The organism is Neobacillus drentensis NBRC 102427 (genome assembly GCF_001591445.1).
In the GTDB taxonomy this organism is placed as follows: Bacteria; Bacillota; Bacilli; order Bacillales; family Cytobacillaceae; genus Neobacillus; species Neobacillus drentensis.
The window spans coordinates 87,339-111,677 of the sequence record NZ_BCUX01000016.1; the positions used below are offsets into that span (position 1 = coordinate 87,339).

Sequence of the window (24,339 nt, forward strand, 5' to 3'; positions counted from 1 at the left end):
TTATTTTTTAACAAAAAAAGAAAAACTCCACTGCTCAAGTGAAGTTTTTCTAAAATTTCATAACCTTGTGGCGCCCATCAAATTCGAAACTGCCTGCCATTAAATCGCTAATAAAATTCAATCCATATTGATTAAGATAATAAAAGATATTCCAAACCCTTTCTTGAGGAAAGCCGTCTGGTCTTAAAGCAAGATCGACACGTGCATATTTTTTGATGATATTATCATGTTTCAATCGTACGGATTCATCTAATTTCTTTTCCAAAAACTCAATTTCTTTTATTAAATAACTTTCGTTTTTCTTTAACAAAGGTAACAGTCCGCGGTCCAATTCGAGTGTTTTTGCTTCTAACTGACGGTACTGCTTTATTAATTGGTCTTTCGTAATTGAAAATAGTGACTCCACTTCTTTATCCTTAATTGATTCAAGAAATTGGTGTCTTCCTTTCATCGTACCAGCGCTCAATACGTCTGCTAAATTTAGATGTAATTCTGCCACATCCGTTTCAACTGATCGGTCAAGGATGGTAATATTCAAACGGGGTACTATCGGCGGCATTTTAATATCAAAATGTTCAAAAACTAATTTGAGTTCTGCCCAGTATGCTATTTCTCCTGGACCCGCAATGAAAGCAATAGTTGGAAAAAGCCATTCTTGCATTAACGGACGAGTCACCACATTATTGCTTAAATAAGCCGGATTCTCTTCAGCAAGCACTACTAAATGTTCTCTCGTAAATGCCAAGGAACCACTTTTCCCCACAAAACGATCATTCCCTCGATCGTATTCAAGTAAAATCCGTTCCCCCATATTTCGATCATAGTAAAATAGGTTTGCATTTTCTTCACTTGCTTCAATCGTAATTGGAAAACCACTTTTTTCAATTTTCCTCTGTTGTTCCAATAATTTGTCTGTTATTGCTTCATGATGAAAAATTTGACTCTTGAAAAATTCTTTTTGCAGCTGACGAAACTCTTTGTTACCAGAATCGACAATTAACAACCCATAATCCTTAAACAGTTCCATAATTATATTTGCGAAAAAGTCAACGAAGGTATATGAAATCGACACTTGTTCTTTCGCAAATTCTAATAATTTATTCGTGTGCTCGGTCTCACCGAAATTCTCAATTAGATTATGCACCCATGTAAGACAGACCTCTTGATTTAACTGTATATCAGAGACCATTTTCTTCTTAACTACTCTTTCCGGATAGGTCCATTTATCCGCCTTTTGATTAACAGGCACAAATACATGATTAACTTCTTGGAAATCATGATCTTCTCCTGCAATCCAAAATATAGGAACAACTGGTATTCCTAGCTGCTTCTCCTTTTGCTCCGCTAACTTAATAATTGAAATAACTTTATGTATTGAATAAAGCGGTCCTGTTAAGATACCTGCCTGCTGACCTCCAATAACTACGAGGCTATTATTTGTTTTAAGTTTATCAATTGACTTTATAACAGCTTCAGACGATGGAAACCGCTTCATAAAGCTCTCAATGTGTTCAGCAACTTCCATGCGAGGAAAGGACCGGTTACTAAGTTCAGAAACCCTTTTGTCGTCATCATTACATTCGTTATACCTGTAATGAAAAAAAGACTGGATTTCAGGAGATTGTTCCAAATAATTCGAAGCAAACCGATTTGTTGCCGGTAAAGAGAGATTTAAAATCTCCATTCATGTACTTCCTTTCTGATCACCCAAATTCATTCTTTTAAGAGTATACCACTACCAACCGGATTTGAAAAAAACTTTGGCTTACTATTCAGTTGGAAAAGGTAAATAATATTGCACGATGAAGTAATCCATATAGTGTTAATGTTATGTATGCCAGGAGGAAGAGGATAAAATTGAATCGCCAAAAACCCTTCAGCACTTTTCTCAAGACAATTTCTTCTTTTACCTTCCAATGAACAAACACAAAAATCATTGCAATTAAAATCATTATTAGTATTATTAACCAAAATAGCGATTTTCCCCAAATAGTTTCAATTAAAAAATGAACTGAAATAACAAATAAAATTGTTGTATAATCCAGTGCCCTGTGCACTGATTTCCGGTTATTGTTTGTCACCAGTTTTGTAATAATAAACACAAGGAGAAATCCTAAAAATGGTAATGCAAAGAATATAGAAATTATAGAGGATAAAAAAGTAATCAAGAAATCCCCCCCTTTATCCACTCTTTCCCTTTTATTAAATAATAAAAGGTTTCAATGTTAGGTGCTTTCATTTCTTTGCGTTGTGCTTCCCCTAAAATATAGCCAAGGATTGCATCTACCTCTGTCATTCTGTTTGCTTCAATATCTTTAAGCATGGAGGAGCGGTTTTCGGAAGTATTTTTACAAATATCAATGATTTGCTGCAAATGTTCTTCAGCGTTTTCCAAAGTTAATACTGTTGAAATTTCGGAAAATAAATTTTTTAATACTTGAAGGTAGTATTGATTGTTTATTAATTCACCATTGTTCACCTGAAGGATGGCCGTTAATGGATTAATTACTGCGTTGACAATTAATTTATTTTGCAGCATTCTCATGTAATCTTTTTTGAGAAGCACTGGAAATTCGATTGGTGCTAAGGAAACAAACTCATTCAAAAGAGTTGGATCCCCCTTAAAAACAGCAACATTTGTTATTCCCTCACCATTGTGAGCTAGAGTAAATGAATTCTCTTTGAGCGCTCCGTGTTCCACAGACCCCACAAAAATATTCGTATTCGAAATCACTGCCAGCTGTTTTAAATGCCCCATACCATTCTGTAAAAATAATAGATTGTTAGGAATTATCGGTAACTGATTGATTGTTTCAATGATTGGATTAAGTTGATACTGTTTAACTGCGATTATTGTCAGATCCTCCGCTCCCATCCACTCGGAAATGGGCAGGGCATTTACAAAGGAAATCCTCTGTTCTCCTTTTTTCTTTAGAACGATTCCATATTTATTTAACTCAGATGCTTGCTCTGTCGTTCTCGTGTAGACCGTAACCTCAAATACTCTACTAATATAAGCGGCAAATAATAAGCCAATCGAACCTGCACCTATAATTCCTACCCTCATAGAAACCCCTCTTTTTAGTCAACTTTACCCATATTTTATCAGAAGCTGTCGATAGTTTGTTAGAAAGATTAGAAAAAAAGCCCTATTCTATAATCGTCGAATAGGGGCGCTTCCGCTTTTCTTGTTAGACAGGATAAACGGGATGCTTGCGGACGCTGAAAGTAATTTCTTTCGTTTCATAGTAAGCAAAGCGTTGAATTAGCACATTTCGTAATTCAGAGGGAGCGACAATTTCATCTACAATAAGCTCTGAGGCTAGCTTGTAAATGTCGATATGCTCTTTGTATTCTCTCTGCTTCTCTAAGACAAAAGCAATTTTTTCTTTTGGGTCTTTTATTTCATTAATTTTATTTGAATAAACGGCATTGACAGCAGCTTCCGGCCCCATAACAGCAATCTGTGCAGTCGGCAATGCTATGCAGCAATCCGGTTCAAAAGCAGGACCTGCCATGGCATATAAACCGGCACCATATGCTTTCCTAACAATGACAGATATTTTCGGAACGGTGCTTGAACTCATTGCAGCAATAAATTTTGCTCCATGACGGATAATCCCAGCACGTTCAACCTTTGTTCCAATCATAAAACCAGGTACATCTGCCAAAAATAATAAAGGGAGATGAAATGCATCACAAAGCTGAATAAATTTTGCAGCTTTATCAGCAGAATCAACGAATAAAACGCCGCCTTTTACTTTGGGCTGATTAGCAATAATTCCAATCGCTCTTCCATCGATTCTAGCTAATCCAGTTATCAATTCTGAGGCAAATAATTTTTTAATTTCATAAAAACTATCTTGGTCCACAAGTCTATCAATACATTCATACATATCGAACGGTGCATTCTGGTTTTCTGGAATGATCGCTTCTAGTTCACGACCTCGTTTTGCAGCAATCCCATTAGTCATCTTTGTTTTTTCTTTAAAACTGCCTGGAAAGAAGCTGATATACCTTTTTGCTGATTCTATCGCTTCTTCCTCACTGATGGTGAGTACATCCCCACAGCCACTGACGGAACAATGCATCTTGGCACCACCCATTTCTTCAAGCGTTACCTTCTCGCCGATAACCTTTTCAGCCATACGGGGTGACCCCAAATACATAGAAGCATTTTGATCGACCATAATCACAATATCGCAAAATGCAGGGATGTAAGCTCCACCTGCCGCGGATGGGCCAAACAGAATACACACTTGAGGAATCATCCCGGAAAGCTTCACTTGATTATAAAAGATTTTTCCAGCACCACGACGATTTGGAAACATCTCAACTTGATCTGTAATTCTTGCTCCAGCTGAATCAACCAGATAAAATAACGGAACTTTTAATTTCTCGGCTACTTCTTGAATGCGAATAATTTTTTCAACCGTTTTTGCTCCCCATGAACCTGCTTTGATTGTCGAATCATTTGCCATGACACATACCGTCTGGCCTTTAATTTTACCAATCGCCGTTACAACACCATCAGCAGGAAGATCCTTGGCTTTAAAATTGGCAAACTTACCATCTTCTTCATAATTTCCTCCATCAAACAATAAGGCAAGACGCTCTCGAACAAAAAGCTTCTTTTGCTCTTTAGCCTTCTCATGATATTTTGGATGCCCGCCCGCCTCAATCATCTTACGGTTCTCGTTTAAGTGATTATTCCATGTGTTATTTACAGCCATAATTCCCCTCCTCAAAAAACTTTCGTTAATATGTTTCTGTATCATTCTCTACCTTCCACGCAAATTATGAAAACGCTTTGAACTTATTTGAAGAATTTTTTAAGTTTATGTTATATAATAATAGTGATTCATTTGAATAATCCAAAAAATTGTTTCATATCATGATATTCAGGGACAAATGAATATATACAAGGTTATGAGGTTTTCATTATAGGGAGGTTTGGCTATGGTAACTAAAGTGGAAAAACTAAAAGTAAACTTTAAAACACTAGAAGAGTTTAAAAAATTTAAAGAATACGGGATTCAAGAACTGTCAATGTCGGAAGACCTTGAAGAAAATTTGGTCGATAACGATAGCGATTCTCCATTTTACGGAATTTACTTTGGTGATAAATTAGTAGCACGGATGAGTTTATATCAAATTGAAGCAAAATTTGACCGCTACTTCTATCCACCGCAAAACTACTTAGAGATTTGGAAGCTTGAAGTATTACCTGAATATCAAGGTAAGGGGTATGGGAAAGTACTTGTAGAATTCGCGAAGAGCTTTGGTCTCCCAATTAAGACAAACCCTAGAGTCCAATCAAGAGACTTCTGGGAAAAGATGGACTTCGCCAATGTAGAATATGATATGGAGCGTGACCGTGGGGAAAATCCATTGGTTTGGTATCCAACTGGTGTCGAGGCACAGAATAATAATTAATATATAAAGTAAAAAGCGGACGATTAGTCCGCTTTTTCTACTTTTCTACTCTTTCAAGGTTTCCATTTTTGTCCATTTGGAATTTCACCTTTTGTTGTCGGTCCTCATCCTGAAGGACGACCATTTTCCGAGCTCTTTCCATAATTTCAATTAAAGAACGATAATCCTCTTCAATCGCTTTTAAATTTTTGGCTAATCTTTCATTCTCCGCGGCCAAATGGTATGCCTTCTTTTCCAACTCTTTGATTTTTTCAGTAGAACGCTTCCGGTCTGTTTCATAACTGGTTGAGGCTTGCGCTTTTTGTTGGAGACCCTCTAAGAAATGAATAACAGTCGCAAACGTGATTTTGCTGCCTTGCTCATTTCCTGCGGGTGATGGAACGACTTCTTCCTTAACCGCTTCTTGAACAAACTCTTCTTCATTATAGGCTGGTTGCTTTTTCAACTCTTTACGCTGCTTTTTGGCTAGCTCTATTCCCGATTTATATTGTTTTCTGACAAATGAATTCCAACGAAAGCCACAGGCTGCTGAGGTACGCGTCAGCTGCTTCCCTACTTCCTCAAAAGCTTGCAGTTGAGTCCCGCCTTCTCGGATGTAACGTAACACAACTTCAGCAAGCAACAAGTCTTCGTCTTGAGACCATGCATCTTGTCGAGTCGGTGACATAAAATCATCCCTCCTAGTGTTTTTATAATACATATGCATCTACTAGAAAAGATAGACTTAATCAAGCCCTGTGTTTTCATCCTAAATCATTGTTTTTTTCGTATAAAAGCTTTTACATATTCATGATGGGCATCGCTTTCCCAGAGGACTGCACAATTCCTAACCTCATCCTCAATTCTTTCACGCAGTTTTGTTTCTTCCCACTTTCTGATCCAGATCTTTTTATAGGAGTTTAGCACACTTAAATCATTCGATAGCATTGTTTCAAGATATGATTCACAAGCCTGAAGAGAGTTATCCGTATATAAAGAGTTGATAAAGCCAATTTCCTTTAAATATGCGACTGGTTGGAGTTCAGCTTCCATTAAAAGTTTCATAGCAATCGCCGATGGCAGCCTTTCTGCTAAAATCGAACCTCCTCCCCATCCCGTTGTTATTGCTTGTTTCCCTTGGACAAACCCTGCTTTTATTCCTTCTCGGGCGAGGCGAAAATCACAAGCCGCAGCAAGTTCACAGCCCCCACCAACTGCTGTTCCATTAATAAGAGCAATAGTAGGGATAGGCAAGGTAAGTAGAGAATAAAGAATATTTGCCATTTTTGAGAGCATGTTGTATGCTTCTTCCTTTGTACGAAGTTGATGAAAAACAGATAAGTCTCCACCTGAACAAAAAGCCTGATCGTCTTTTCCGGTAATAACAAGTGCTTTAATATCAGGTTGAGTTGCTTTTTTTATCGCTTCTGCCAAGCCTTCCATTACGTCAAAATTAATAGCATTTCTTTTTTCGCTTCTATTAATCGTAAATAATAAATAACCCTTTTCCTGTTTTTCAATCGAATATGACAAACTGCCGCAACCTTTCATTATATATTTATGTATTTATCTAAAAACGACAAAAGCACAAGGACTCATACGTCCTTGTGCTTACTATCTTACCTTAAAATTAGTCGTTTACTACATCTTTTCCTTTGTATGTTCCGCAAGCTTTACATACGCGGTGTGAAAGTTTCATTTCACCACAGTTTGGGCAGCTTACCATACCAGGTACGTTTAATTTAAAATGAGTACGACGTTTTCTTTTTGCAGTTTTAGAAGTTCTTCTAAAAGGTACAGCCATTCTTCCCACCTCCTTAAAGAGTATTAAGAAAGTAATGAAGGCCAGAAATGCTGGGCTTCACTTTGCTTCTTAGGTTTTGTCGATTAGATTTACGAAGAAGAATTGTTTTCGTCAAAAAACTTGGCAAGACCTGCAAGTCTTGGATCCATTTTTTTAGATTTATCTTCCTCATGAACAACTTCCCAATCCTTGCCAGACTGTGGAGCCGCATCTTCATGATTAACATCTTCGCAATAAACCTGCATTGGAACTTCAAGTAAAAGAATCTCTCGAAGGATTGGCATAATATCAATCACATCACCATTTACTTGATATGCTTCCTCTTCAGTTTCATATACTGAAGCTTGTAAGAGGAACGTTTCAGTTGTTTCGACATTAATTGGAAGTTTAACATCCACTAAAGTACGAGAACAAGGAAGTATTAAGTAACCTTCTATTTTTAAATGGAAAGTTACTTTTGTTGAATCAATATCTCCCCGACCGGTAATATGCATCGGAGAAACTTCTCGAATGGTTGGATCATCTTGTATAATCTCATCCACACGAACTATTTCATCAATCAAAAAATCCTTGTTTCGATATTTTTGTAATTGACTTAATGTCCATTTCAATTGAATCACCCCAAGGCAACAAAAATAATTATAGCCTTCGATAAATTTTTTGTCAATGTTTTTTCTTTACACCCCGTCAGGTGATTAAAAAAGGCAAAACGCTCATATGAGTTTCCTATATTAGTTTAACCAGATAAGCTATTTGCAAACATCTTTAATATCTTATCATATAACTTGATTGGTTACCTTAAAATTTTGCTATAATATTAGTACTTTTAAAAAAAGGAGCGAAGATATGAAATCTGTTGGTTTAATCGTGGAATACAATCCTTTCCATAATGGACACGCTTATCATTTGCAAGCATCTAAAGAGGCTGCGCAGGCAGACGTTGTCATTGCCGTAATGAGTGGGAACTTTTTGCAGCGCGGAGAACCTGCCCTTGTATCCAAATGGCAGCGCACCAAGATGGCATTGCTTAATGGAGTTGATATTGTTTTTGAACTTCCGTATCGTTTTGCTACTCAAAAAGCAGAATCCTTTGCCTTCGGGGCTGTGTCAATTTTAGATGCCGTCCACTGTGACTCCCTTTGTTTTGGTAGTGAAAGTGGAGATTTATCCGACTTTCTTCAAACGATTGATTACTTAAAAGAACAGCAAAACCCTTATAATGAAAATATTAAAAGTCACTTAGATACTGGTGTCAGCTATCCAAAAGCCCTATCCCTGGCTTTTCAACAATTGCCTGCTGCAGATAATTATTTGGATCTAGCAAAGCCCAATAATATTCTGGGACTTGAATACATAAAAGCAATCCAACAGCAAAAGAGCGCAGTCAGGCCGCTGACGATTGCTCGGAAAAACGCTGACTATCACGATGAGCATTTCGCTTCGGCAACAATTGCCAGTGCAACAAGTATCCGTAAAGCTATTTTTACAAATGACAATAACCAAACAGAAATAGATCAATATGTGCCAGAGCAAACAAAGATTTTGTTAAAAGAGTATATTCACCAATATCATGGATTTCACCAATGGGAGAATTATTGGAACTACCTCCAATTTCGCTTGATTCATTCTAGCCCCAGTGAACTTAGGGAAATCTACGAGGTGGAAGAGGGGCTTGAAAACAGGCTTCAAGCTGCAGCTCTTGAGACAGATAACTTTCATCAATTCATGCAGAAAATTAAAACGAAACGCTATACTTGGACAAGACTGCAAAGGCTATGTGTTCATATTTTAACGAACACAAAAAAAGAGGAAATGGCAAGACATTCGGAAAAAGCCACTTATTTAAGACTTCTAGGAATGACCTCTACTGGTAGGGAATATTTAAATAAAAAGAAATCTCACCTTAGTTTGCCGCTTATTTCGAAACTAGCTTCGTTTAAGGAAAAAGAAATAAACCTAGATATTAAAGCTGCTCGTATTTATTCGATTGGGATTCCCAGTCATTTAAAAGCTAAAATGCTTCGGCAGGAATTTGAGCAGCCGCCAATATATATAATGGAAAAATAAAAAAGATGATGCAGACGCACCATCATTTTTTATTTTCTTTCAACTTTTCTAAATAATTCACCGCATCATCAAATGTATCAATTGGAATGATTTTCATTTTGGTGTTAATATCCCGAGCTGTCTTTACAGCATCATGGTAATTAGAATTCTTTATCCCCTTTTCATTAGGGGCTAAAAAGTATTCTGCACCCGCCTTATCAGCTGCAACAATTTTTTGTTCAATTCCTCCAATAGGTCCGACTGTACCATCCCCATCAATCGTTCCAGTGCCAGCAATTTGATATCCTCTAGTTAAGTCCCCTTCTGTTAACTGGTTATAGATTTCTAACGAAAACATAAAGCCGGCAGATGGTCCACCTATTTCATCCGTCTTTACCTTAACCTTCGGCTTCACTACTATTTCTTTATCGTCCACAAGCGAAATCCCAATACCCACCTTTTGAGGATCCTCTTTAAAGGGCTGAAGTTTTAATGTAACAGTCTTGGTGCTTTTATTTCGCTGATAAGTTAATGTTACTTTGTCACCAGATTGTTTTTTGCTTACGTAATCAATAAATTTCTCCGAAGAAGGCAATTGCTTTCCATCTACCTTAAATATGCGGTCCCCCGCTGAAAGCTTCCCAACCGCAGGCATATCTGGAATCACCTGCATAACATAAATCCCCTTATATTTATATTTCACAGGCAATCCTGCTTTACGGTACGCAACCTCAATCGCGTTCAGTTTCGACCCAGCCATCAAATGAAGTTGTCTTGTATTGTATTCTTCCTCTGTTTCTTTTTTATTTAATATCATATCTAATGGATAGAGTTCTTCATATTTTCGGGTTTTTGCTTCTAAATAGGAGTAAATATTTGCCCTGCCCATCCTAACTGTTGTAAGCATAAAACTGCCTTCATCCTTTTCACCACCATCAACCGTGATGATTGGTCCAAGTTCTTTCGCCATTCCAGGTTTTGAAACATAATAAGGTAAGGAATAAAACATTCCCCAGATTAAAATAATGGCAACAAATAGTGTAGATCCAATATATACTTTTTTTCGCATGGCATTTCTACCCCTTCCACTGGTCAATCACGGTTTTTATTTGATGTAAAGATTTTTTTGCTTCTTCCTCACCAAGATTAATGATTTCATCAATATTTGTGAAGGCTCGTGAACTATAAATTTCCACTGGAGGTCGAATCATTACACTAGCTGCAATCTCCCTATTGTTAATTATTTCAGCTTGCATAATGTCTATACTTTGCATAATTACATCATAAATAGATAGAATCTCTGCGTTTCGTTTCACCCTGGAAACATCTACTGCGATCACTATATCCGCCCCCATCTCTTTAGCAACAGACACAGGAACCCGGTCAGATACACCACCATCCACTAGGATTCTTCCATTATATTTTTCCGGAACAAAAATCCCGGGGATAGAGATACTTGCTCTTACTGCATCAGAGACTGGCCCTGTTTGAAAAACAACCTTTTCCCCTGTCAGCAAATCAGTGGCGACGATACCAATTGGGATGTCTAGCTCCTCAATGTTTTTTCCATGCGTAAAAACTTTAATAAATTCCTTTACTTTTTTCCCTGAAATAAACCCCATTTTCGGAACAGTAAAATCCAAAAAGTATTTTCTTTTAAAGGCAGTCGATAATTTATATAACCGCTCCATGTCAATTCCTGCTCCGTAAAAACTCGCAACAAGCGCACCCATGCTGCTTCCTGCTATCAGATGAATCGGAATTCCAGCGTCCTTTAATGCTTTAATAACTCCTAAATGAGCAAACCCGCGTGCACCACCTGAACCAAGCGCCAAGCCTATTTTAGGGTGCTCCATAACGAAAGACCTCCTATTTAAAGCGATTGAAAATTTTATCTTCTTATCAAAATGGACCTACCAAAGTCTATTCCACTGAAATGAGAATTCTCGTTCAATCTTATGGTCTAAATATACGTTCTATGAGTATATTTGTGTTATATAAGGACAAGTCAGGATAAGAATATTTCTTATTTTAACATTCAATTTATTGATTGCACAGTTTCAACGATTCCCCTCGGAAGGAGGCGCCCCCTCATTGTTTCGGTCCAAACTAAAAACTATTTTTTTATCCGTTTCTGTCACCATATTAGCTGCTTCACTTATTTCATTTCCACAAGAGTCTTTAGATGCTTCCATACGAGGACTAAATATGTGGTGGGAGATTGTCTTTCCTTCCCTATTACCTTTTTTTATCGTTTCTGAGATGTTGATTGGATTTGGGGTTGTCAAATTTATCGGTGTATTATTGGAACCATTGATGAGGCCTCTTTTTAAGGTACCTGGTGTTGGCGGATTTGTTTGGGCGATGGGTATGGCATCAGGATTCCCTGCTGGTGCGAAATTTACCGCAAGGCTAAGGCAGGAAGGCCACTTAACACAAATCGAAGCAGAAAGACTCGTTTCTTTTACTAATTCTTCAAATCCTTTATTTATCTTTGGTGCTGTATCCGTTGGATTTTTCTATAACCCACAATTAGGTGTGCTCCTTGCCATAGCCCACTATTTAGGAAATATTTGCGTTGGATTAATCATGCGTTTTTATGGGAATGAATCTCCTGACGAAACTAGTACGAAAAAAAAGAAATTCAAAATCCGATCGGCTCTTTCTGCTTTACATCAAACCAGATTAAAAGATAATCGCCCCATTGGTAAACTTCTAGGCGATGCAGTCAATTCTTCCATTCAAACTTTATTAATGGTTGGCGGCTTTATTATTTTATTTTCCGTAATTAATAAATTACTTTATCAATTACATATCACAGCGGCACTGGCAAAAGCAGTTGAGATATTATTATCCTCAATGTCTTTCCCGGATATGTTAAGTATTCCCTTTATTTCCGGTTTATTTGAAATTACATTAGGCAGTAAGCTAACTAGCCTGGTACAGGATGCTACTCTAGTGCAGAAAGCAATGATTACCAGCTTTATCCTGGCCTTCAGTGGATTTAGTGTCCAAGCACAGGTTGCAAGTATCCTGGCCCAAACAGATATCAGATTTAAGCCCTTTTTTATTGCAAGAATCCTTCAAGGTATTTTCGCAAGCTTATTTGCCTTGATTTTGTGGAAACCCGTTTACTTGCGCTTCAGTAGGCAAGAGCAGCCTTCTAATGCCCTGCCCGTTGGTTTTTTTGAGGAAGGTTCATGGTCAAACCATTTTTATCATAAAATGATTGAGGTCGGTCCTCTTGTCACCATCTTTTCCCTTTTAGTGTATGTGCTTATTTTGTTTTCCCGCTTAAATAAAAAAAGAGCCTAGCTCTTTTTTTATTAACCTTTATATTTCTTTTTTAGTTCTTTTTCCACAATTGGCGGGACAAGTGACGAGATATCACCATTATATTTTGCTACTTCTTTTACAATACTGGAGCTTAAAAACGAATATTGATTGTTGGTCATGATAAAAAACGTTTCAATATCCTCATTTAATACTCTATTCATCGAAGTGATTTGCATTTCATACTCAAAATCTGATACCGCCCTTAATCCACGGATAATAGCACTAGCATTAACAGCCTTTGCATAATCTACCAGTAAGCCCGAATGGACATCTACTTTCACATTAGGAAGATCTTTTGTTACAGCCTTAATTAGATTCATTCGCTCTTCAATAGTAAATAAAGGATTTTTCGACGAATTGTTTAAAACGCTCACATATACAGTATCAAATACTTTGGCACCTCTTCTAATAATATCTAAATGACCATATGTAATTGGATCAAAACTCCCCGGACAGACAGCTATTCTTGTCAAATTGACTCCCCCTTATTCAATATCTGTTTTTATATAAATAGTTACCGCGATCATACCATATTTTTCATGTTTTATTTGCGTCAAATGCCCCGCTGATTTTGGTAACTCAACATCAAAACTATGTTCACAGACAATTATTCCATCTTTTTTAACAACATCCTGTTTATCCATTTTTTCCATTAAACTGACCAGTTGTTGTTTTTTGTATGGTGGGTCTAAAAATATGTAATCAAAGCAGAGTTCTCTTTTGATGAGAGCCTTTAAGGCTCTATCTGCATCATTACGATAAACCTCAGTTTGATCCTCAAATTTACAAGCTTTAATATTTTCATGAATCACTTGAATAGCTTTGGATTCTCGGTCAATAAAGATCACTTTATCCAATCCCCTACTAAGTGCCTCCAGACCAAGTCCACCGCTGCCAGCAAATAGGTCCAACCCTATGCCGCCATCAAAATAAGGACCAATCATATTAAATAATGCTTCTTTAACCTTATCGGTTGTCGGTCTTGTTGTATTTCCTGGAACTGACTTTAAAGGTCTGCCTTTGCAAACGCCTGAAACCACTCTCACGTACTTATCACCACATCTTTTTCATAAATAATTTCTTAGTACATCCTACCATAATTTATAAAAAGTAGACAATTCTGTAGATGATATCTTTTCATTACGAATTTTTATTATAAAGTACGTATAAGCTTTTGGGTTGTGGAAATAATGTAAGTAACAACATCAATTCGAGGATGTTGTTGCCAACCGCGGAGAAGACTTACGTTTCCCCATAAGTTCTTCCTCCGGTTTCTCCTCTCCCTTTGCCTTCAATCCTTTATGAGGATATGGAAGGACCCTGCAGAATTTTCTGCAGGTTTTTTTTATTTTTATTTAAAAAATGAATCATCCATGATAAAGTATTGATTAATTGCCCCATTTTAAAGGAGAGTTTTCAGTGATCCAGCGTTTTATTGAATTAGGAGAAGGATATTCAGATTTATATGAATTGCTTGAACTTACAGATGCAAATCAGCACCGTCTTCAACACATGCTCGCACTAAATACAAAGATTGATGATAAGGAGAGGACCTCCCTGGTTGTGGTTTTAAAGCCAACTGACCCTGGTAAGTTCCAAGCTCTATATATTTGCCGTGAGGGTGTCCCAAACCCCAATTTTATACCTAATAAAAGATATGATCTCTTTGCTGCTGCAGCTGAAAAACATGGTAAGAAAATACATGAGCTATCTGTTAAGCCATCCACCATCTTTTATGAAAAAGAACTATATTACCAGCACCTTATCGGCATTCTCCGTCTAAATCATTATTTACTGCCACTTCAATAGGAAAAGGTGAGGGATTTCTCCCTCACCTTTTTAAATACCCATTTTATAATCGTATTCTTTTGCTTTATCTGGTGCTGAATTCTCATATTCCATTCTTAAGAATGGTTTATAGGAAGGTTCTACTTTCTTAACAAACGAAAAAGAATTCAACTTTTCCATTATTTCATTCACTTCTTCTTGATTACAATACAGAACGACATATTTCAACTTTTTTGAAACGTAATGTACATTTCCGAACCGCCTAAGCATTTTGGCTTGTTTTAAAGAGTAAAGCCAAACAACCAATCCTTGTCTTTGAACAAACATACTTTTTTCCCCTTCAACAGAACCATCATTTTAACTAAGTCTAGCATATTAAAACGCTTCATTTCAATTCAAACTTTGATTCTTTTCAATATTCTATGATTGCAACAGAATAAACACTGCAATTATAAAGAAAAAATCAGCCTTAATTAGCTGATTTTTTTACCCGCAATTACAACTGCCGCCACCGCCGCAGCCACTGCTATGACTGGTTTGTGTTTCAAAAAACTGGTTGCCTGATGGCACTTTTATATGTTCAGAGACCGAACCGCCGATAATGATACTAATCGCATCCAGCAGGTCTTGCAAATCATTTTCAGCTAATTTAAACTCAGCAACAAAAGGATCCAAATCCATTTCCCGCTTATTTTCACGGATTTGAGTCATGATTTTTTTATAATCAGGATGGTATTTACCAAAGCGCTGAACTTCTTCATATAGTTCCTTTAAACTCACAAAGCGGTTTATTTTCCGTTGTGATTCTTTGTTGCTTTGCAATTTATATAAACAAATTTGATATTGTTCTGCAATATCCGATTCTAAAACCATTTTTGCTAATTGCTCAGCTTGTTCCAATAATTCAACACTTTCTAACGTAGCAAGCACTTTACGCCCACCTCCACTGATATTTTAACATGAAAGTGTTAGTAATGCGAAAATTTCCTATTATCTAGGGATATTTACCATAAATTCTTTTGCAATTCCATAGGATTCATTCTTTAAGTTGACAACCTCGAGCTTCACTTTATGGCTACCCGGTGTAAAGTCACTAATAATAAATGCTGCTGAATTAACTTCGGTCTTCTTCTTCCCATCAACCCAAACTACGATCTTACCAATTCTCTGCATAGATTGGTCTCTTTCCCGGAAACTGACGCCTGTAACAATACATTCAATCAATACTTGTTTACCTTTTATTTGATGGTGAACGACTAACGAAGGAAATTCAGTGCTTGGCAATACATGATTAAATCCCGAAAGTATTCCTATCAATAAGACCAGTAGGATTAGGTACGGAAAACGATTTTTCATTTAATTTCACTCCTTCTTTTGCTTGTATTGTTCGCCTTCATCTAATTTTTTAGTCTCCGCTCCTCTTTCTCGCACAAAAAAAGCCACATGATGGATAATGTGGCTTAAGTTAATTTTGATTTTTCATCGCTTGAAACATGTTATACATCATCGAAGCCATTTGTACACTATTTGAAAATTTATTAACCTGGTCTGGAATGGTCTTTTTATAATAATGTAACGATTCAATTTCAAGTGCCTTTAATTCATAGGGATTCCGAGAAAGCTTTCGATACCAGATCGGCTGTTCACGAATAAATTGTTTTAGGTCCTTTTGACTTTCGATATACTCAAGCACATCTCTTCGCATAGGTTTAAAGTTCCTTCCTTCAATCTTTTCTAAACATAAATGGATTTTTAGGACCTTCAGGCGGCTTCACAGATCCCACAGCCGGATTATTCCCTTGGAATTGTGTAATCACACTTTGGATTGCACCGAGTGCCTGACTTAAATTATTAATATGGCTTTGCACTTGATTGGGGTCCATTTTCTTTACCATACCAACAATACTGGACATCCAATCCACTTTAGATTCAGAGCTGCTTTCACCTTCTGAATTATTAACCGTTGCAATTGTTTCCCAGCGACTATCGTCTTCACCCAATAAATACCAATCTTCATATAACTCCTGCCAGGTCGACTTCCCTTTCCGGACTTCTTGGATAATTTTCGGGTTTTCTTTTACAAATTCTTTAAATTGTAACACGGAAGGGTGTAATTTTTTTTCCGTCATTTTTCTCACCTCAGCCCATATTAATGCCAATAATAGAATATGAAATAATTTTACAAATGTGAAAGCTCCCACCAAGTGGAATATATTTATTAATTTTCTGGCAAATGGTAAGATGTCAAAAGACAAAGAAATATGGGAGGAAAAGATTTTGAAAGATGATTTACGTCAATTATTTGAAACTTGTATCGAAGGTGGTTCAGAGGAATACTTAAATTCCCTAGCCCAACTTTTAGAAGGATTCCAAAGAAAAATTCAGAACAACAGCACCTATATTGACGGGATTCTCCACATGGAGAGAAAAATAGATGAGACAAGCTGTGAAATAACGATCCCTTTACACCCAATTCTCAATAATAACCTAAATATCCTCCATGGAGGAATGACGGCAACCGTCCTTGATACAGCGATGGGGAGTTTAGCTAATTATCTTCAGCCAGAAGGATATGGGGCTGTAACAAATCAATTAAATATCCATTACATTGCACCAGGAATTGGAGAAACACTTCGATGTAAAGCAGAGGTTGTACATAAAGGCACTAAAACGATGGTTATTTCAGGGGAAGCTTATCGTGATGACGGAAAAAAAATCGCTTATGCAACAGGTACTTTCTTTACCATCAGTAAATAATGACTGAAGGAGTTTGATCAAACATGGTCACCGCTATTGTTATCCCAATAATTTGCCTTTACTTTTTTTTCCTTACAAAAAAAGAAATGAGGGAGAATGATAGAAAGTGGCTTAATTCTGGTTCTGTAAATCAAGAGGCAATCTTGTCGGGGGAAATTAAAGACATTTCAGAGGAAAAACAACGTTTTTATTATCACCGCTACATTTATGTCCAGTCATTAAAGCTGCAAACAGAAACAAGATTAATAACAACCCAGAAGATAACACCCGTAACCAACCACTTCAAAAAAGAGTCCTTTCAAGTAGGGGATGTTATACGGGTGTATGGAACCTGGGATAACAATAAATTTTTATTTAATGAATATAAAGTTGAAAAAAGGTGACCAAGTGGTCACCTTTTTTCATTTATTGTTCTGTTTTTTGAATAAAGTTTTGTGTATAATACTTTTGATATACCCCAACACCAAGGTGTGAATAATCCTTGTTTAACAGTGACTCACGGTGTCCCTTACTATTTAACCAACCCTCGACAACTGCAGGTCCATCGGTATAATTGGCAGCAATATTCTCCCCGGCTGCTTTGTAGACCACCTGTGCAGTTTTCAATCGCTTGGAAAGATCTCCAAATTTCTTAGAGGTGTGTGAAAAATCATTGTTCTCAGACATATCCTTACTATGCTTGAACGCAGCCTCCGCTGTATTTTCATCCCATTTTAATTCATTTAGTTTATGCCTTGCCCGTAAGACATTGGTTATATCAAATATCTCTTGTTCCGCATCCTCTTCAATTGCACGCTGTAATTCCTCGGTAAGTACAGGGGCTTGAATTAAGATTCCACTATAAACAAGTTCATATGGGCTTTGTTTAATTAGTGTTTCTGCATTCATGAAACGCACACTTGAAAGATTGCCGGTAAACTTATCAAAATACAGCTGGACGTATATATCACCTAATTGTACCATTGGCCGAAGATTTAAATCGGTATCGTTTAATTCAAAGCGATAGGTATTCCCTTTATATTCAAGATTAATATTGGTATCAATAAATTGCGTATTAAAAATTTCCTCAACTGGCTGGCCTATTTCAAATGGAGCCACATCTAGGTTTTGACCAAGGGCAAAAATCGTCACTACATGCTTATTTTCAACACCCACTTGCAGATAACTTTTATGGTCTTGATTATAGATGTACCACTGATAGCCATACATGGACTCATCTATTCTCGCTGGTGTTCCAAGTTTTTTTTGTAGTTCAGATAAATTTTCCCCAATCAATAATGCTAAACCCTCTTTTGGTTTTTCAGAAGATATTTTTTTACTTTGCTTTAAATCAGGAATTTGTGTGTTGGCTGGTTTCATTTCTGTCGTATGATCTTCTTTGATCAAAATATTACCATCATTATTATCATTTATACTTGCATAAAATCCAATTGTTAAAAAAACGGCTGAAAGGATAAGTATTCTAGACAGTATACGCAGAGGCATTCACCCTCTCTATTACTTTTTCTATCATTATATGTATAGATAAAATTATTATATCATTTATATCTTGAATAGTAATAGGCATTATCAATAATGTCAGACAAATGAAATGATTACAAGAAAACAGGCACTATAAGTACCTGTTTCATTTTAGTTAAACTATTTTATTTATATAATATTTTTGATTATTGGACTCCATTAAAGTTCTGCTCAGAAATTTCCGTTAATGCTACTTTAGCCTGATCATCCGTTAATTCATGAACAGCGAAATCTCCAAGGGAAACGATCCCGATTAACTTTCCTTCCTCTACCACAGGTAATCGTCTAATTTGATGTTCTGCCATTAACTTAGCAGCCTCTTTGCTCGTGGCATCAGCTGATATGGTAATAAGGTTATTACTCATGATATCCTCTACTTTGGTTGAACCAGGATGTTTTTCAGCAACTCCGCGAATAACAATATCACGGTCTGTAATCATACCCACTAACTGCTCCTTATCAACAATCGGAATGGCCCCTACATTAAGCTGTTTCATTTTTAAAGCAACTTCATAGACATTATCCAATAACGTGCAACTTTCAACATCATTTGTCATGATCTCTTTGATTTTTTCCATATTACTACCCCCATGTATTTATTCCTCTTATCATTTTTCTAGTTTTTCCAATCAAGAATGTTTTATTCGCTGTATGAATTCATTGCAAGTTGCTACATTTTCAACTATTATTAAATTGAATTATATTGCTTTACTATTGAAGTAGAAAACTTAGGGGCAATGGTATTGTTTTTAGGAGGGATTAATGATGAAATTCGAGAATACCGAATTTGAAAAGTTAAAGGCTGACTTAAACCGTTTAGATGAGGTAATGCTAGATCACGGTTTAGTTCGCGAGGGACAATGGGACTACGAACGTGTTACATACGACCGCAAGTTTGAATTAAGAGAAGGTGTATTTTACCTGCGTGTTCGTGGCCATGCAATTGAGGGCGACATTGGTGCTGATAAGGCAACCATTCAATTAATGACCCCACTACTTGGCAAACATTATTATCCACATGGTGTTGAATATGGTGAAGGCGAAACTTTCCCAACTTCTCTCGTGAATCAATGTAAAAAAATACTTGATGAAGTTAAAACTGAGGTCAGTAAATTCGCTTTATAAGCAATAATAAAAGACGCATAGATTTATGCGTCTTTTATTATTTTACATATGATTAATTCTAGAGGCCAAGAATTGCTTTTATCAACGATGTTGTCTGACCGCCTTGATAAAATACGTATAGCAATAGGTAAACGGCTACACCCGTGATAGCAGTAAAGAACCAAATAAAACTAGTTAGTGGTCCAAGCTTGCGATGGATAGCAAGTTTGTTTTTGTACCCTGTTAAGATAGATACAATCCCGAATCCAGCCCCCGTAGTTGCAAGAGTAATATGAAATATTAAAAATATAGTGTAATATTTTTTAATATCATCAGGTCCTCCAAAAGAAGTATTCCCGATGAATAGTGTTCGAGAAGCATAGATAATAAAGAAGATAACAGCAAAAATAGCTGCAATAAACATCGTCTTTTTGTGAGATTCAATCTTTCTTTGCTTGATTTGCCACCAACCAATAGCAACGGTGATAGCACTTAGTACAATAAAGGATGTACTGATTGTCGGTAAAATCGGTAAGGAATTCATTCAAAAATCCTCTCTTTTCATATATTCTACAACAATCTTAGAGTAACTAAACTAGTTTTTCAACTAATAACTTTAAAATTATATTAATCAGTAAAAAATCTCCCATAAGAGGGAGATTTATTTGATAAGTGATGGATTTAAGGTTTGTTTCATTTCTCGTTCAGAATCAGCCTGGTCCTTTCGGTACCATTCAAAGAAAACATGGCCTAGGATAACTCCATAAATGATTTCTTGAATAATCTTCATTAGTACTCCACCAAGCTGCTGGTCATGTAGTAAGGACATGGAACTAAAAAGTTCAGGACCACTCAAATTTAAGCTCGCGAAATTGGCAGAACCTACGCAAAGGCTCATAACTTGCCCCCACACATGTGGATCAGAATAGGTCCCATACATAGGTGTATCTGCAAAAATGATTAAAGCACATGCAGGCGTTAATAAAATTCCATCAGCAAAGATATAACCAACCTTTTTCAGCCCGCTTAAAGTCTGATGATCAGGCATTTGGTTAAGCAAAGGCCACCACATGAAGGTGGCTACAATAAACAAAAGGATAGAGTAGCCAGCATGTAACCATACATTTTGCATAACATGGTCAAAAATCATAGGCACATGATAAAAGGAAAATAATCCATTAAAGACTATCAATGCAATGAGTGGCTTGGTCAAGACCACAAAAACGGAATTAACTACCCCATTGCTAAATAATTTTCTCCAAAACCAATTCGGAATACTTAAAATAAAAATAGGTGGGACGACTAAAACTAAAGCAGCCATTTGTATCATGTGGACCCAAAACATAAGGTGGGCTAATAAATCGATCGGAGATCCTTTAATGGCATAAAGCAGGATCATCGATAATAAAAATAAACTACCCTGTTTTTTCGTTAATGGTTCACTATCTAAAAATAAGCTTCTGTATTTTGTGGTAAGAACAAAATACCCTACAGTAATGGCTAGTAAGATCAGTAAAAAATACGGGCTCCAAAGTGCTTTAAAACCGAATATATCTAATGTAAGCACCCAAATCACCTCATTATGAATTAGAAGAATTATTGACTATATTATACCCTTGGTCAAAACGATAAGCAAAGAAATGAAACCTTCTAAATATATACTGTAAAAAAGAAAATCGGCCTAAGCCGATTTTCTTTTTTTGACATATTACCACCAAATAATAGTTGTGAATGCAAGAATAGTGACTGCACCTACCAACACACCTGAGTACAAAAAGAGTGAAGGAGCTTCATGTCCTTTGTGGCTCATATGCATGAAATAATATAATTGAAAAATAACCTGCACAACAGCTAAAAGGATAATAAATGGAACTGTAAACCATGCAGTAAATCCTTTAATATAAACAGCAGAAAAAGCAATGAGAGTCAAGAAAATCATTAAAGCAAATGAAACTAATTGATATCTCATTTCTTCTGCATTTTTCTTGCGACGATATTCAATGTCAACTCTTGGGTTACCTGAATTTAACTGTTGATTTGCCATCAGCTTATCCCACCATTCCCATTAAATATACTACTGTAAAGATAAATACCCAAACAACATCGATAAAATGCCAATATAAACTAAATACATAGAATTTTGGCGCGTTGTAAAGGTCTAAACCACGTTTAGAATTTCTAATCATTAATGTTAGACACCAAAGTAAACCAAAGGCAACGTGACCCCCGTGAAAACCAACTAAGGTATAGAAAGCAGATCCAAAAGCACTGCTTGTAAATGTATGCCCTTCATGAACATATAGGGTGAACTCGTAAACCTCAAGTCCTAAGAAACCAGCACCTAAAAGAGCTGTAAGTCCAAGCCAGACCATCATTTTTTTGAAGGCAAAGTTCTTCATATGATACATCGCGTAAACACTTGTTAATGAGCTAGTTAACAATAACATTGTAGCGACAAAAGTTAACGGTAATTCAAATAAATCCTTTGCTAAATGATGAGTTGTACTAGGAACTTTATCCTTTAGTGCAAGGTAGGTGGCAAAGAGAGAGGCAAAAAGAACCGTCTCTCCCCCCAGGAAAAACCAAAATCCTAAGAATTTATTTTTCGATTCAAGGGTTGATTTTTCTGGCGCAGCAGGCCAAGTTTCATAGGTAAATTTTTCATCAGCGTGCATTATGCCTTAACCCCCTTATCCTCTTCATCCATTAAATCCTCTTTATGAATATGGAATCCATGATCGTCCTTCACTGAACGTAAGAACATGGAACCAAAAGTTACTAATAATCCGATGATCATTACTGGTAACGCCCACGCTTTATCATTTACATGGTACATTGCACCAAAGGCGGCAATGAATAATCCCATTGCCATCATAAACGGTAAAAATGATGAATTTGGCATGTGAATATCACCAAGCGGCTCAGCCGGAGTCATTCCCTTTTTACCATCCATTTTTTCTAACCAGTAAGCATCTAAACCGCGAACGAGTGGAAGTTGCTTAAAATTATAAAACGGTGGTGGAGAAGGGATTGCCCATTCAAGTGTTCTTCCGTCTCCCCATGGATCATTTCCAACTTTGACATTTTTCACAGAAGTAATAATGATGTTATATAACATTACGATAACACCTAAGCCCATAAACGCAGCGCCTATAGAACTTACCATGTTAGCAGCGTCAAATCCTTGACCAGGAAGGTATGTGAAAACGCGTCGCGGCATTCCCCATAAACCTAAGAAATGTTGGATAAAGAATGTTAAATGGAACCCGATAAAGAACAACCAGAAAGTAATTTTACCTAAAACTTCATTCAACATTGTTCCAAACATTTTTGGCCAATATAGATGTGTACCTGCAAAAACTGCAAATACCACACCTCCCACAATTACGTAATGGAAGTGTGCAACAACGAAATAAGTATCATGATATTGATAGTCGGCTGCTGCGGAGGCAAGCATTACCCCTGTTACCCCACCAGCAAGAAATGATGGAATAAACGCCATTGCCCAATGCATAGGAGTTGTAAATTTCACACTTCCTCCCCACATTGTTAACAGCCAGTTAAAAATTTTAATTCCGGTTGGTACACCAATCGCCATTGTAGCAACTGCGAAAATGGCATTTGCAACAGGACCTAAACCTGTTGTAAACATATGGTGAGCCCATACCATGAAGCCTAAGAAACCGATTAATACAGTTGCAAATACCATGGAAGAGTAACCAAATAAACGCTTTCTTGAGAAAATTGGGAAAATCTCCGAGAAAATACCGAAAGCTGGAAGTATTAAAATATATACTTCTGGGTGACCGAAGATCCAGAAAAGATGTTCCCAAATAACAGTATTTCCACCCAGAGTAGGATCAAAGAAATTTGCTCCAAACAAACGGTCAAACATCATTAAAACTAAACCAACTGTTAATGGAGGAAATGCAAACAAAATAAGTGCTGAAGTGACAAAAGTTGTCCAAGTAAACAACGGCATTCTCATATAGGTCATACCTGGTGCACGCATGTTAATGATAGTAACCAGGAAGTTAATACCACCAATCAAGGTTCCAATACCAGATATCTGTAAACCTAAGATATAAAAGTCTACACCATGTCCTTTTGAATGAAGTGCAAGTGACGCGTATGATGTCCATCCTGCATCAGGTGCTCCTCCTAAGAACCAAGAGAGGTTTAGGAATATTCCTCCAAAAAAGAACAACCAAAATCCTAGTGCATTAACAAATGGAAACGCTACATCGCGTGCTCCAATCTGTAATGGCATTACTGCATTCATAAAAGCAAAAACCAGCGGCATCGCCGCTAAGAAAATCATTGTTGTTCCGTGCATTGTTATAATTTCATTAAATAATCCGGCACTGACAAAATCATTATTTGGCACTGCAAGTTGGATACGGATAAATACTGCTTCAAGTCCGCCAACTAAGAAGAAAAATCCACCTGCAATGAGATATAGGATGGCAATTTTTTTATGGTCAACAGTTGTTAAAAAGTCCCATAAAGTTGCGCCAAATCCTTTTTTTTGAGCATAGGTACTCACAATTTTACCTCCCTTTCACCAA

The 24,339-nt window shown here is 36.7% G+C and carries 32 protein-coding genes; 7 read left to right on the forward strand and 25 right to left on the reverse strand.

Features of this window, described 5'->3' with window-relative positions; genetic code table 11:
• Positions 1-49 precede the first annotated feature (49 nt).
• The 4 genes from bshC to BDR01S_RS09630 all read right to left on the reverse strand — a co-directional run bounded on the left by bshC (position 50) and on the right by BDR01S_RS09630 (position 4,733).
• Entirely contained in the window at positions 50-1,684 is a 1,635-nt protein-coding gene (gene bshC, locus BDR01S_RS09615) for a bacillithiol biosynthesis cysteine-adding enzyme BshC (RefSeq protein WP_066252573.1), read from the reverse strand.
• An 88-nt stretch (positions 1,685-1,772) separates the two neighbouring features.
• Entirely contained in the window at positions 1,773-2,189 is a 417-nt protein-coding gene (locus BDR01S_RS09620; RefSeq protein WP_268874668.1) for a DUF3397 domain-containing protein, read from the reverse strand.
• Positions 2,165-3,067 (reverse strand): 2-dehydropantoate 2-reductase, encoded by a 903-nt coding sequence (locus tag BDR01S_RS09625; protein WP_066252568.1) that lies wholly within the window; start codon positions 3,065-3,067, stop codon positions 2,165-2,167. The genes BDR01S_RS09620 and BDR01S_RS09625 overlap by 25 nt, the downstream gene beginning before the upstream one ends.
• A 124-nt stretch (positions 3,068-3,191) precedes the next feature.
• Positions 3,192-4,733 carry an acyl-CoA carboxylase subunit beta gene (locus BDR01S_RS09630; RefSeq protein ID WP_066252566.1) on the reverse strand — a complete coding sequence of 514 codons (1,542 nt, stop codon included), beginning with the start codon at positions 4,731-4,733 and terminating at the stop codon, positions 3,192-3,194.
• A gap of 226 nt (positions 4,734-4,959) precedes the next feature.
• Here BDR01S_RS09630 and BDR01S_RS09635 point away from each other — a divergent pair, with 226 nt between their 5' ends.
• Positions 4,960-5,436 carry an N-acetyltransferase gene (locus BDR01S_RS09635; protein WP_066252563.1) on the forward strand — a complete coding sequence of 159 codons (477 nt, stop codon included), beginning with the start codon at positions 4,960-4,962 and terminating at the stop codon, positions 5,434-5,436.
• A gap of 37 nt (positions 5,437-5,473) precedes the next feature.
• Here BDR01S_RS09635 and BDR01S_RS09640 read toward each other — a convergent pair whose 3' ends face one another.
• From BDR01S_RS09640 to BDR01S_RS09655, 4 genes are all read right to left on the reverse strand, one after another.
• Positions 5,474-6,103 (reverse strand): RsfA family transcriptional regulator, encoded by a 630-nt coding sequence (locus BDR01S_RS09640; protein WP_066252561.1) that lies wholly within the window; start codon positions 6,101-6,103, stop codon positions 5,474-5,476.
• An 86-nt stretch (positions 6,104-6,189) separates the two neighbouring features.
• Positions 6,190-6,948: an enoyl-CoA hydratase/isomerase family protein gene (locus BDR01S_RS09645; RefSeq protein WP_235846532.1), complete on the reverse strand. Its 759-nt coding sequence runs from the start codon at positions 6,946-6,948 to the stop codon at positions 6,190-6,192.
• Between the two features lie 97 nt (positions 6,949-7,045).
• Complete coding sequence (gene rpmF / locus BDR01S_RS09650) at positions 7,046-7,219, reverse strand: 50S ribosomal protein L32 (protein WP_026566356.1); 174 nt, start codon at positions 7,217-7,219, stop codon at positions 7,046-7,048.
• Between the two features lie 89 nt (positions 7,220-7,308).
• The gene (locus tag BDR01S_RS09655) at positions 7,309-7,830 is read right to left on the reverse strand and encodes a YceD family protein (protein WP_066252557.1); all 522 of its coding nucleotides are present in this window, start codon (positions 7,828-7,830) and stop codon (positions 7,309-7,311) included.
• Between the two features lie 235 nt (positions 7,831-8,065).
• Between BDR01S_RS09655 and BDR01S_RS09660 the strand changes: the two genes are divergently transcribed.
• Positions 8,066-9,286, forward strand: coding sequence for a nucleotidyltransferase (locus tag BDR01S_RS09660; protein WP_066252555.1), 1,221 nt, complete (start codon positions 8,066-8,068; stop codon positions 9,284-9,286).
• Positions 9,287-9,308: 22 nt separating this feature from the next.
• Here BDR01S_RS09660 and BDR01S_RS09665 read toward each other — a convergent pair whose 3' ends face one another.
• From BDR01S_RS09665 to BDR01S_RS26485, 3 genes are all read right to left on the reverse strand, one after another.
• A complete protein-coding gene (locus BDR01S_RS09665; protein WP_066252554.1) occupies positions 9,309-10,334 on the reverse strand; it encodes a SepM family pheromone-processing serine protease in 1,026 nt (341 codons plus the stop codon).
• 7 nt (positions 10,335-10,341) lie between these two features.
• Positions 10,342-11,121, reverse strand: coding sequence for a patatin-like phospholipase family protein (locus BDR01S_RS09670; protein ID WP_066252550.1), 780 nt, complete (start codon positions 11,119-11,121; stop codon positions 10,342-10,344).
• A 204-nt stretch (positions 11,122-11,325) separates the two neighbouring features.
• On the reverse strand, positions 11,326-11,460 hold the full coding sequence (locus BDR01S_RS26485) for a hypothetical protein (RefSeq protein ID WP_268874670.1): 135 nt from the start codon (positions 11,458-11,460) through the stop codon (positions 11,326-11,328).
• On the opposite strand from BDR01S_RS26485, the gene spoVV reads away from it, so the two are divergent.
• Positions 11,408-12,580, forward strand: a complete 1,173-nt coding sequence (spoVV, locus tag BDR01S_RS09675) for a dipicolinic acid transporter SpoVV (RefSeq protein WP_235846534.1) — start codon at positions 11,408-11,410, stop codon at positions 12,578-12,580. The genes BDR01S_RS26485 and spoVV overlap by 53 nt on opposite strands.
• Before the next feature lie 11 nt (positions 12,581-12,591).
• Here spoVV and coaD read toward each other — a convergent pair whose 3' ends face one another.
• Both coaD and rsmD read right to left on the reverse strand, forming a co-directional pair.
• On the reverse strand, positions 12,592-13,074 hold the full coding sequence (gene coaD / locus BDR01S_RS09680) for a pantetheine-phosphate adenylyltransferase (protein ID WP_066252547.1): 483 nt from the start codon (positions 13,072-13,074) through the stop codon (positions 12,592-12,594).
• 12 nt (positions 13,075-13,086) lie between these two features.
• Positions 13,087-13,647 (reverse strand): 16S rRNA (guanine(966)-N(2))-methyltransferase RsmD, encoded by a 561-nt coding sequence (rsmD, locus tag BDR01S_RS09685; RefSeq protein WP_066252545.1) that lies wholly within the window; start codon positions 13,645-13,647, stop codon positions 13,087-13,089.
• A 373-nt stretch (positions 13,648-14,020) separates the two neighbouring features.
• Between rsmD and BDR01S_RS09690 the strand changes: the two genes are divergently transcribed.
• Entirely contained in the window at positions 14,021-14,410 is a 390-nt protein-coding gene (locus tag BDR01S_RS09690) for a DUF7147 family protein (RefSeq protein WP_066252541.1), read from the forward strand.
• Positions 14,411-14,440: 30 nt separating this feature from the next.
• Here the strand turns inward: BDR01S_RS09690 and BDR01S_RS09695 are convergent, their stop codons facing one another.
• The 5 genes from BDR01S_RS09695 to BDR01S_RS09715 form a co-directional block, all read right to left on the reverse strand.
• Positions 14,441-14,716 carry a YlbG family protein gene (locus BDR01S_RS09695; protein ID WP_066252538.1) on the reverse strand — a complete coding sequence of 92 codons (276 nt, stop codon included), beginning with the start codon at positions 14,714-14,716 and terminating at the stop codon, positions 14,441-14,443.
• A gap of 159 nt (positions 14,717-14,875) precedes the next feature.
• Positions 14,876-15,319 carry a YlbF/YmcA family competence regulator gene (locus BDR01S_RS09700; protein ID WP_066252535.1) on the reverse strand — a complete coding sequence of 148 codons (444 nt, stop codon included), beginning with the start codon at positions 15,317-15,319 and terminating at the stop codon, positions 14,876-14,878.
• Between the two features lie 60 nt (positions 15,320-15,379).
• A complete protein-coding gene (locus tag BDR01S_RS09705) occupies positions 15,380-15,745 on the reverse strand; it encodes a hypothetical protein (protein WP_066252533.1) in 366 nt (121 codons plus the stop codon).
• 109 nt (positions 15,746-15,854) lie between these two features.
• A complete protein-coding gene (locus BDR01S_RS09710) occupies positions 15,855-16,094 on the reverse strand; it encodes a YlbE-like family protein (RefSeq protein ID WP_066252532.1) in 240 nt (79 codons plus the stop codon).
• A 19-nt stretch (positions 16,095-16,113) separates the two neighbouring features.
• Positions 16,114-16,518 (reverse strand): YlbD family protein, encoded by a 405-nt coding sequence (locus tag BDR01S_RS09715; RefSeq protein WP_066252530.1) that lies wholly within the window; start codon positions 16,516-16,518, stop codon positions 16,114-16,116.
• A 148-nt stretch (positions 16,519-16,666) separates the two neighbouring features.
• Here BDR01S_RS09715 and BDR01S_RS09720 point away from each other — a divergent pair, with 148 nt between their 5' ends.
• Together BDR01S_RS09720 and BDR01S_RS09725 are read left to right on the forward strand one after the other, a co-directional pair.
• Complete coding sequence (locus tag BDR01S_RS09720) at positions 16,667-17,146, forward strand: PaaI family thioesterase (RefSeq protein ID WP_157406133.1); 480 nt, start codon at positions 16,667-16,669, stop codon at positions 17,144-17,146.
• 23 nt (positions 17,147-17,169) lie between these two features.
• Entirely contained in the window at positions 17,170-17,529 is a 360-nt protein-coding gene (locus tag BDR01S_RS09725) for a hypothetical protein (protein ID WP_066252527.1), read from the forward strand.
• A 22-nt stretch (positions 17,530-17,551) separates the two neighbouring features.
• On the opposite strand, the gene BDR01S_RS09730 is transcribed toward BDR01S_RS09725, so the two are convergent.
• Entirely contained in the window at positions 17,552-18,631 is a 1,080-nt protein-coding gene (locus BDR01S_RS09730) for a CAP domain-containing protein (protein WP_066363133.1), read from the reverse strand.
• A 182-nt stretch (positions 18,632-18,813) separates the two neighbouring features.
• A complete protein-coding gene (locus BDR01S_RS09735) occupies positions 18,814-19,245 on the reverse strand; it encodes a CBS domain-containing protein (protein ID WP_066252526.1) in 432 nt (143 codons plus the stop codon).
• Between the two features lie 187 nt (positions 19,246-19,432).
• On the opposite strand from BDR01S_RS09735, the gene BDR01S_RS09740 reads away from it, so the two are divergent.
• Entirely contained in the window at positions 19,433-19,792 is a 360-nt protein-coding gene (locus BDR01S_RS09740) for a YugN family protein (protein WP_066252524.1), read from the forward strand.
• A 58-nt stretch (positions 19,793-19,850) separates the two neighbouring features.
• Here BDR01S_RS09740 and BDR01S_RS09745 read toward each other — a convergent pair whose 3' ends face one another.
• The 5 genes from BDR01S_RS09745 to ctaD all read right to left on the reverse strand — a co-directional run bounded on the left by BDR01S_RS09745 (position 19,851) and on the right by ctaD (position 24,317).
• Positions 19,851-20,315 (reverse strand): DUF420 domain-containing protein, encoded by a 465-nt coding sequence (locus BDR01S_RS09745; RefSeq protein ID WP_066252522.1) that lies wholly within the window; start codon positions 20,313-20,315, stop codon positions 19,851-19,853.
• Positions 20,316-20,432: 117 nt separating this feature from the next.
• A complete protein-coding gene (ctaG, locus tag BDR01S_RS09750) occupies positions 20,433-21,338 on the reverse strand; it encodes a cytochrome c oxidase assembly factor CtaG (protein WP_066252520.1) in 906 nt (301 codons plus the stop codon).
• A 141-nt stretch (positions 21,339-21,479) separates the two neighbouring features.
• The gene (gene ctaF, locus BDR01S_RS09755) at positions 21,480-21,815 is read right to left on the reverse strand and encodes a cytochrome c oxidase subunit IVB (RefSeq protein ID WP_066252518.1); all 336 of its coding nucleotides are present in this window, start codon (positions 21,813-21,815) and stop codon (positions 21,480-21,482) included.
• A 4-nt stretch (positions 21,816-21,819) separates the two neighbouring features.
• Positions 21,820-22,446: a cytochrome (ubi)quinol oxidase subunit III gene (locus BDR01S_RS09760; RefSeq protein WP_066252516.1), complete on the reverse strand. Its 627-nt coding sequence runs from the start codon at positions 22,444-22,446 to the stop codon at positions 21,820-21,822.
• The gene (ctaD, locus tag BDR01S_RS09765; RefSeq protein WP_066252515.1) at positions 22,446-24,317 is read right to left on the reverse strand and encodes a cytochrome c oxidase subunit I; all 1,872 of its coding nucleotides are present in this window, start codon (positions 24,315-24,317) and stop codon (positions 22,446-22,448) included. The genes BDR01S_RS09760 and ctaD overlap by 1 nt, the downstream gene beginning before the upstream one ends.
• Between the last annotated feature and the right edge of the window lie 22 nt (positions 24,318-24,339).

Excerpts from the sequence above, each read along its gene's own strand:
- BDR01S_RS09730 (WP_066363133.1), bottom strand. The coding sequence starts at position 18,631 with ATGCCTCTGCGTATACTGTCTAGAATACTTATCCTTTCAGCCGTTTTT.
- BDR01S_RS09635 (WP_066252563.1), top strand. The coding sequence starts at position 4,960 with ATGGTAACTAAAGTGGAAAAACTAAAAGTAAACTTTAAAACACTAGAA.
- BDR01S_RS09735 (WP_066252526.1), bottom strand. The coding sequence starts at position 19,245 with ATGGAAAAAATCAAAGAGATCATGACAAATGATGTTGAAAGTTGCACG.
- BDR01S_RS09725 (WP_066252527.1), top strand. The coding sequence starts at position 17,170 with ATGGTCACCGCTATTGTTATCCCAATAATTTGCCTTTACTTTTTTTTC.
- BDR01S_RS09660 (WP_066252555.1), top strand. The coding sequence starts at position 8,066 with ATGAAATCTGTTGGTTTAATCGTGGAATACAATCCTTTCCATAATGGA.
- BDR01S_RS26485 (WP_268874670.1), bottom strand. The coding sequence starts at position 11,460 with ATGGAAGCATCTAAAGACTCTTGTGGAAATGAAATAAGTGAAGCAGCT.
- BDR01S_RS09640 (WP_066252561.1), bottom strand. The coding sequence starts at position 6,103 with ATGTCACCGACTCGACAAGATGCATGGTCTCAAGACGAAGACTTGTTG.
- BDR01S_RS09760 (WP_066252516.1), bottom strand. The coding sequence starts at position 22,446 with ATGCACGCTGATGAAAAATTTACCTATGAAACTTGGCCTGCTGCGCCA.
- BDR01S_RS09670 (WP_066252550.1), bottom strand. The coding sequence starts at position 11,121 with ATGGAGCACCCTAAAATAGGCTTGGCGCTTGGTTCAGGTGGTGCACGC.
- bshC (WP_066252573.1), bottom strand. The coding sequence starts at position 1,684 with ATGGAGATTTTAAATCTCTCTTTACCGGCAACAAATCGGTTTGCTTCG.
- BDR01S_RS09715 (WP_066252530.1), bottom strand. The coding sequence starts at position 16,518 with ATGACGGAAAAAAAATTACACCCTTCCGTGTTACAATTTAAAGAATTT.
- rpmF (WP_026566356.1), bottom strand. The coding sequence starts at position 7,219 with ATGGCTGTACCTTTTAGAAGAACTTCTAAAACTGCAAAAAGAAAACGT.
- BDR01S_RS09695 (WP_066252538.1), bottom strand. The coding sequence starts at position 14,716 with ATGTTTGTTCAAAGACAAGGATTGGTTGTTTGGCTTTACTCTTTAAAA.
- BDR01S_RS09705 (WP_066252533.1), bottom strand. The coding sequence starts at position 15,745 with ATGAAAAATCGTTTTCCGTACCTAATCCTACTGGTCTTATTGATAGGA.
- BDR01S_RS09630 (WP_066252566.1), bottom strand. The coding sequence starts at position 4,733 with ATGGCTGTAAATAACACATGGAATAATCACTTAAACGAGAACCGTAAG.
- ctaF (WP_066252518.1), bottom strand. The coding sequence starts at position 21,815 with ATGGCAAATCAACAGTTAAATTCAGGTAACCCAAGAGTTGACATTGAA.
- BDR01S_RS09710 (WP_066252532.1), bottom strand. The coding sequence starts at position 16,094 with ATGCGAAGAGATGTGCTTGAGTATATCGAAAGTCAAAAGGACCTAAAA.
- BDR01S_RS09665 (WP_066252554.1), bottom strand. The coding sequence starts at position 10,334 with ATGCGAAAAAAAGTATATATTGGATCTACACTATTTGTTGCCATTATT.
- BDR01S_RS09740 (WP_066252524.1), top strand. The coding sequence starts at position 19,433 with ATGAAATTCGAGAATACCGAATTTGAAAAGTTAAAGGCTGACTTAAAC.
- BDR01S_RS09745 (WP_066252522.1), bottom strand. The coding sequence starts at position 20,315 with ATGAATTCCTTACCGATTTTACCGACAATCAGTACATCCTTTATTGTA.
- BDR01S_RS09625 (WP_066252568.1), bottom strand. The coding sequence starts at position 3,067 with ATGAGGGTAGGAATTATAGGTGCAGGTTCGATTGGCTTATTATTTGCC.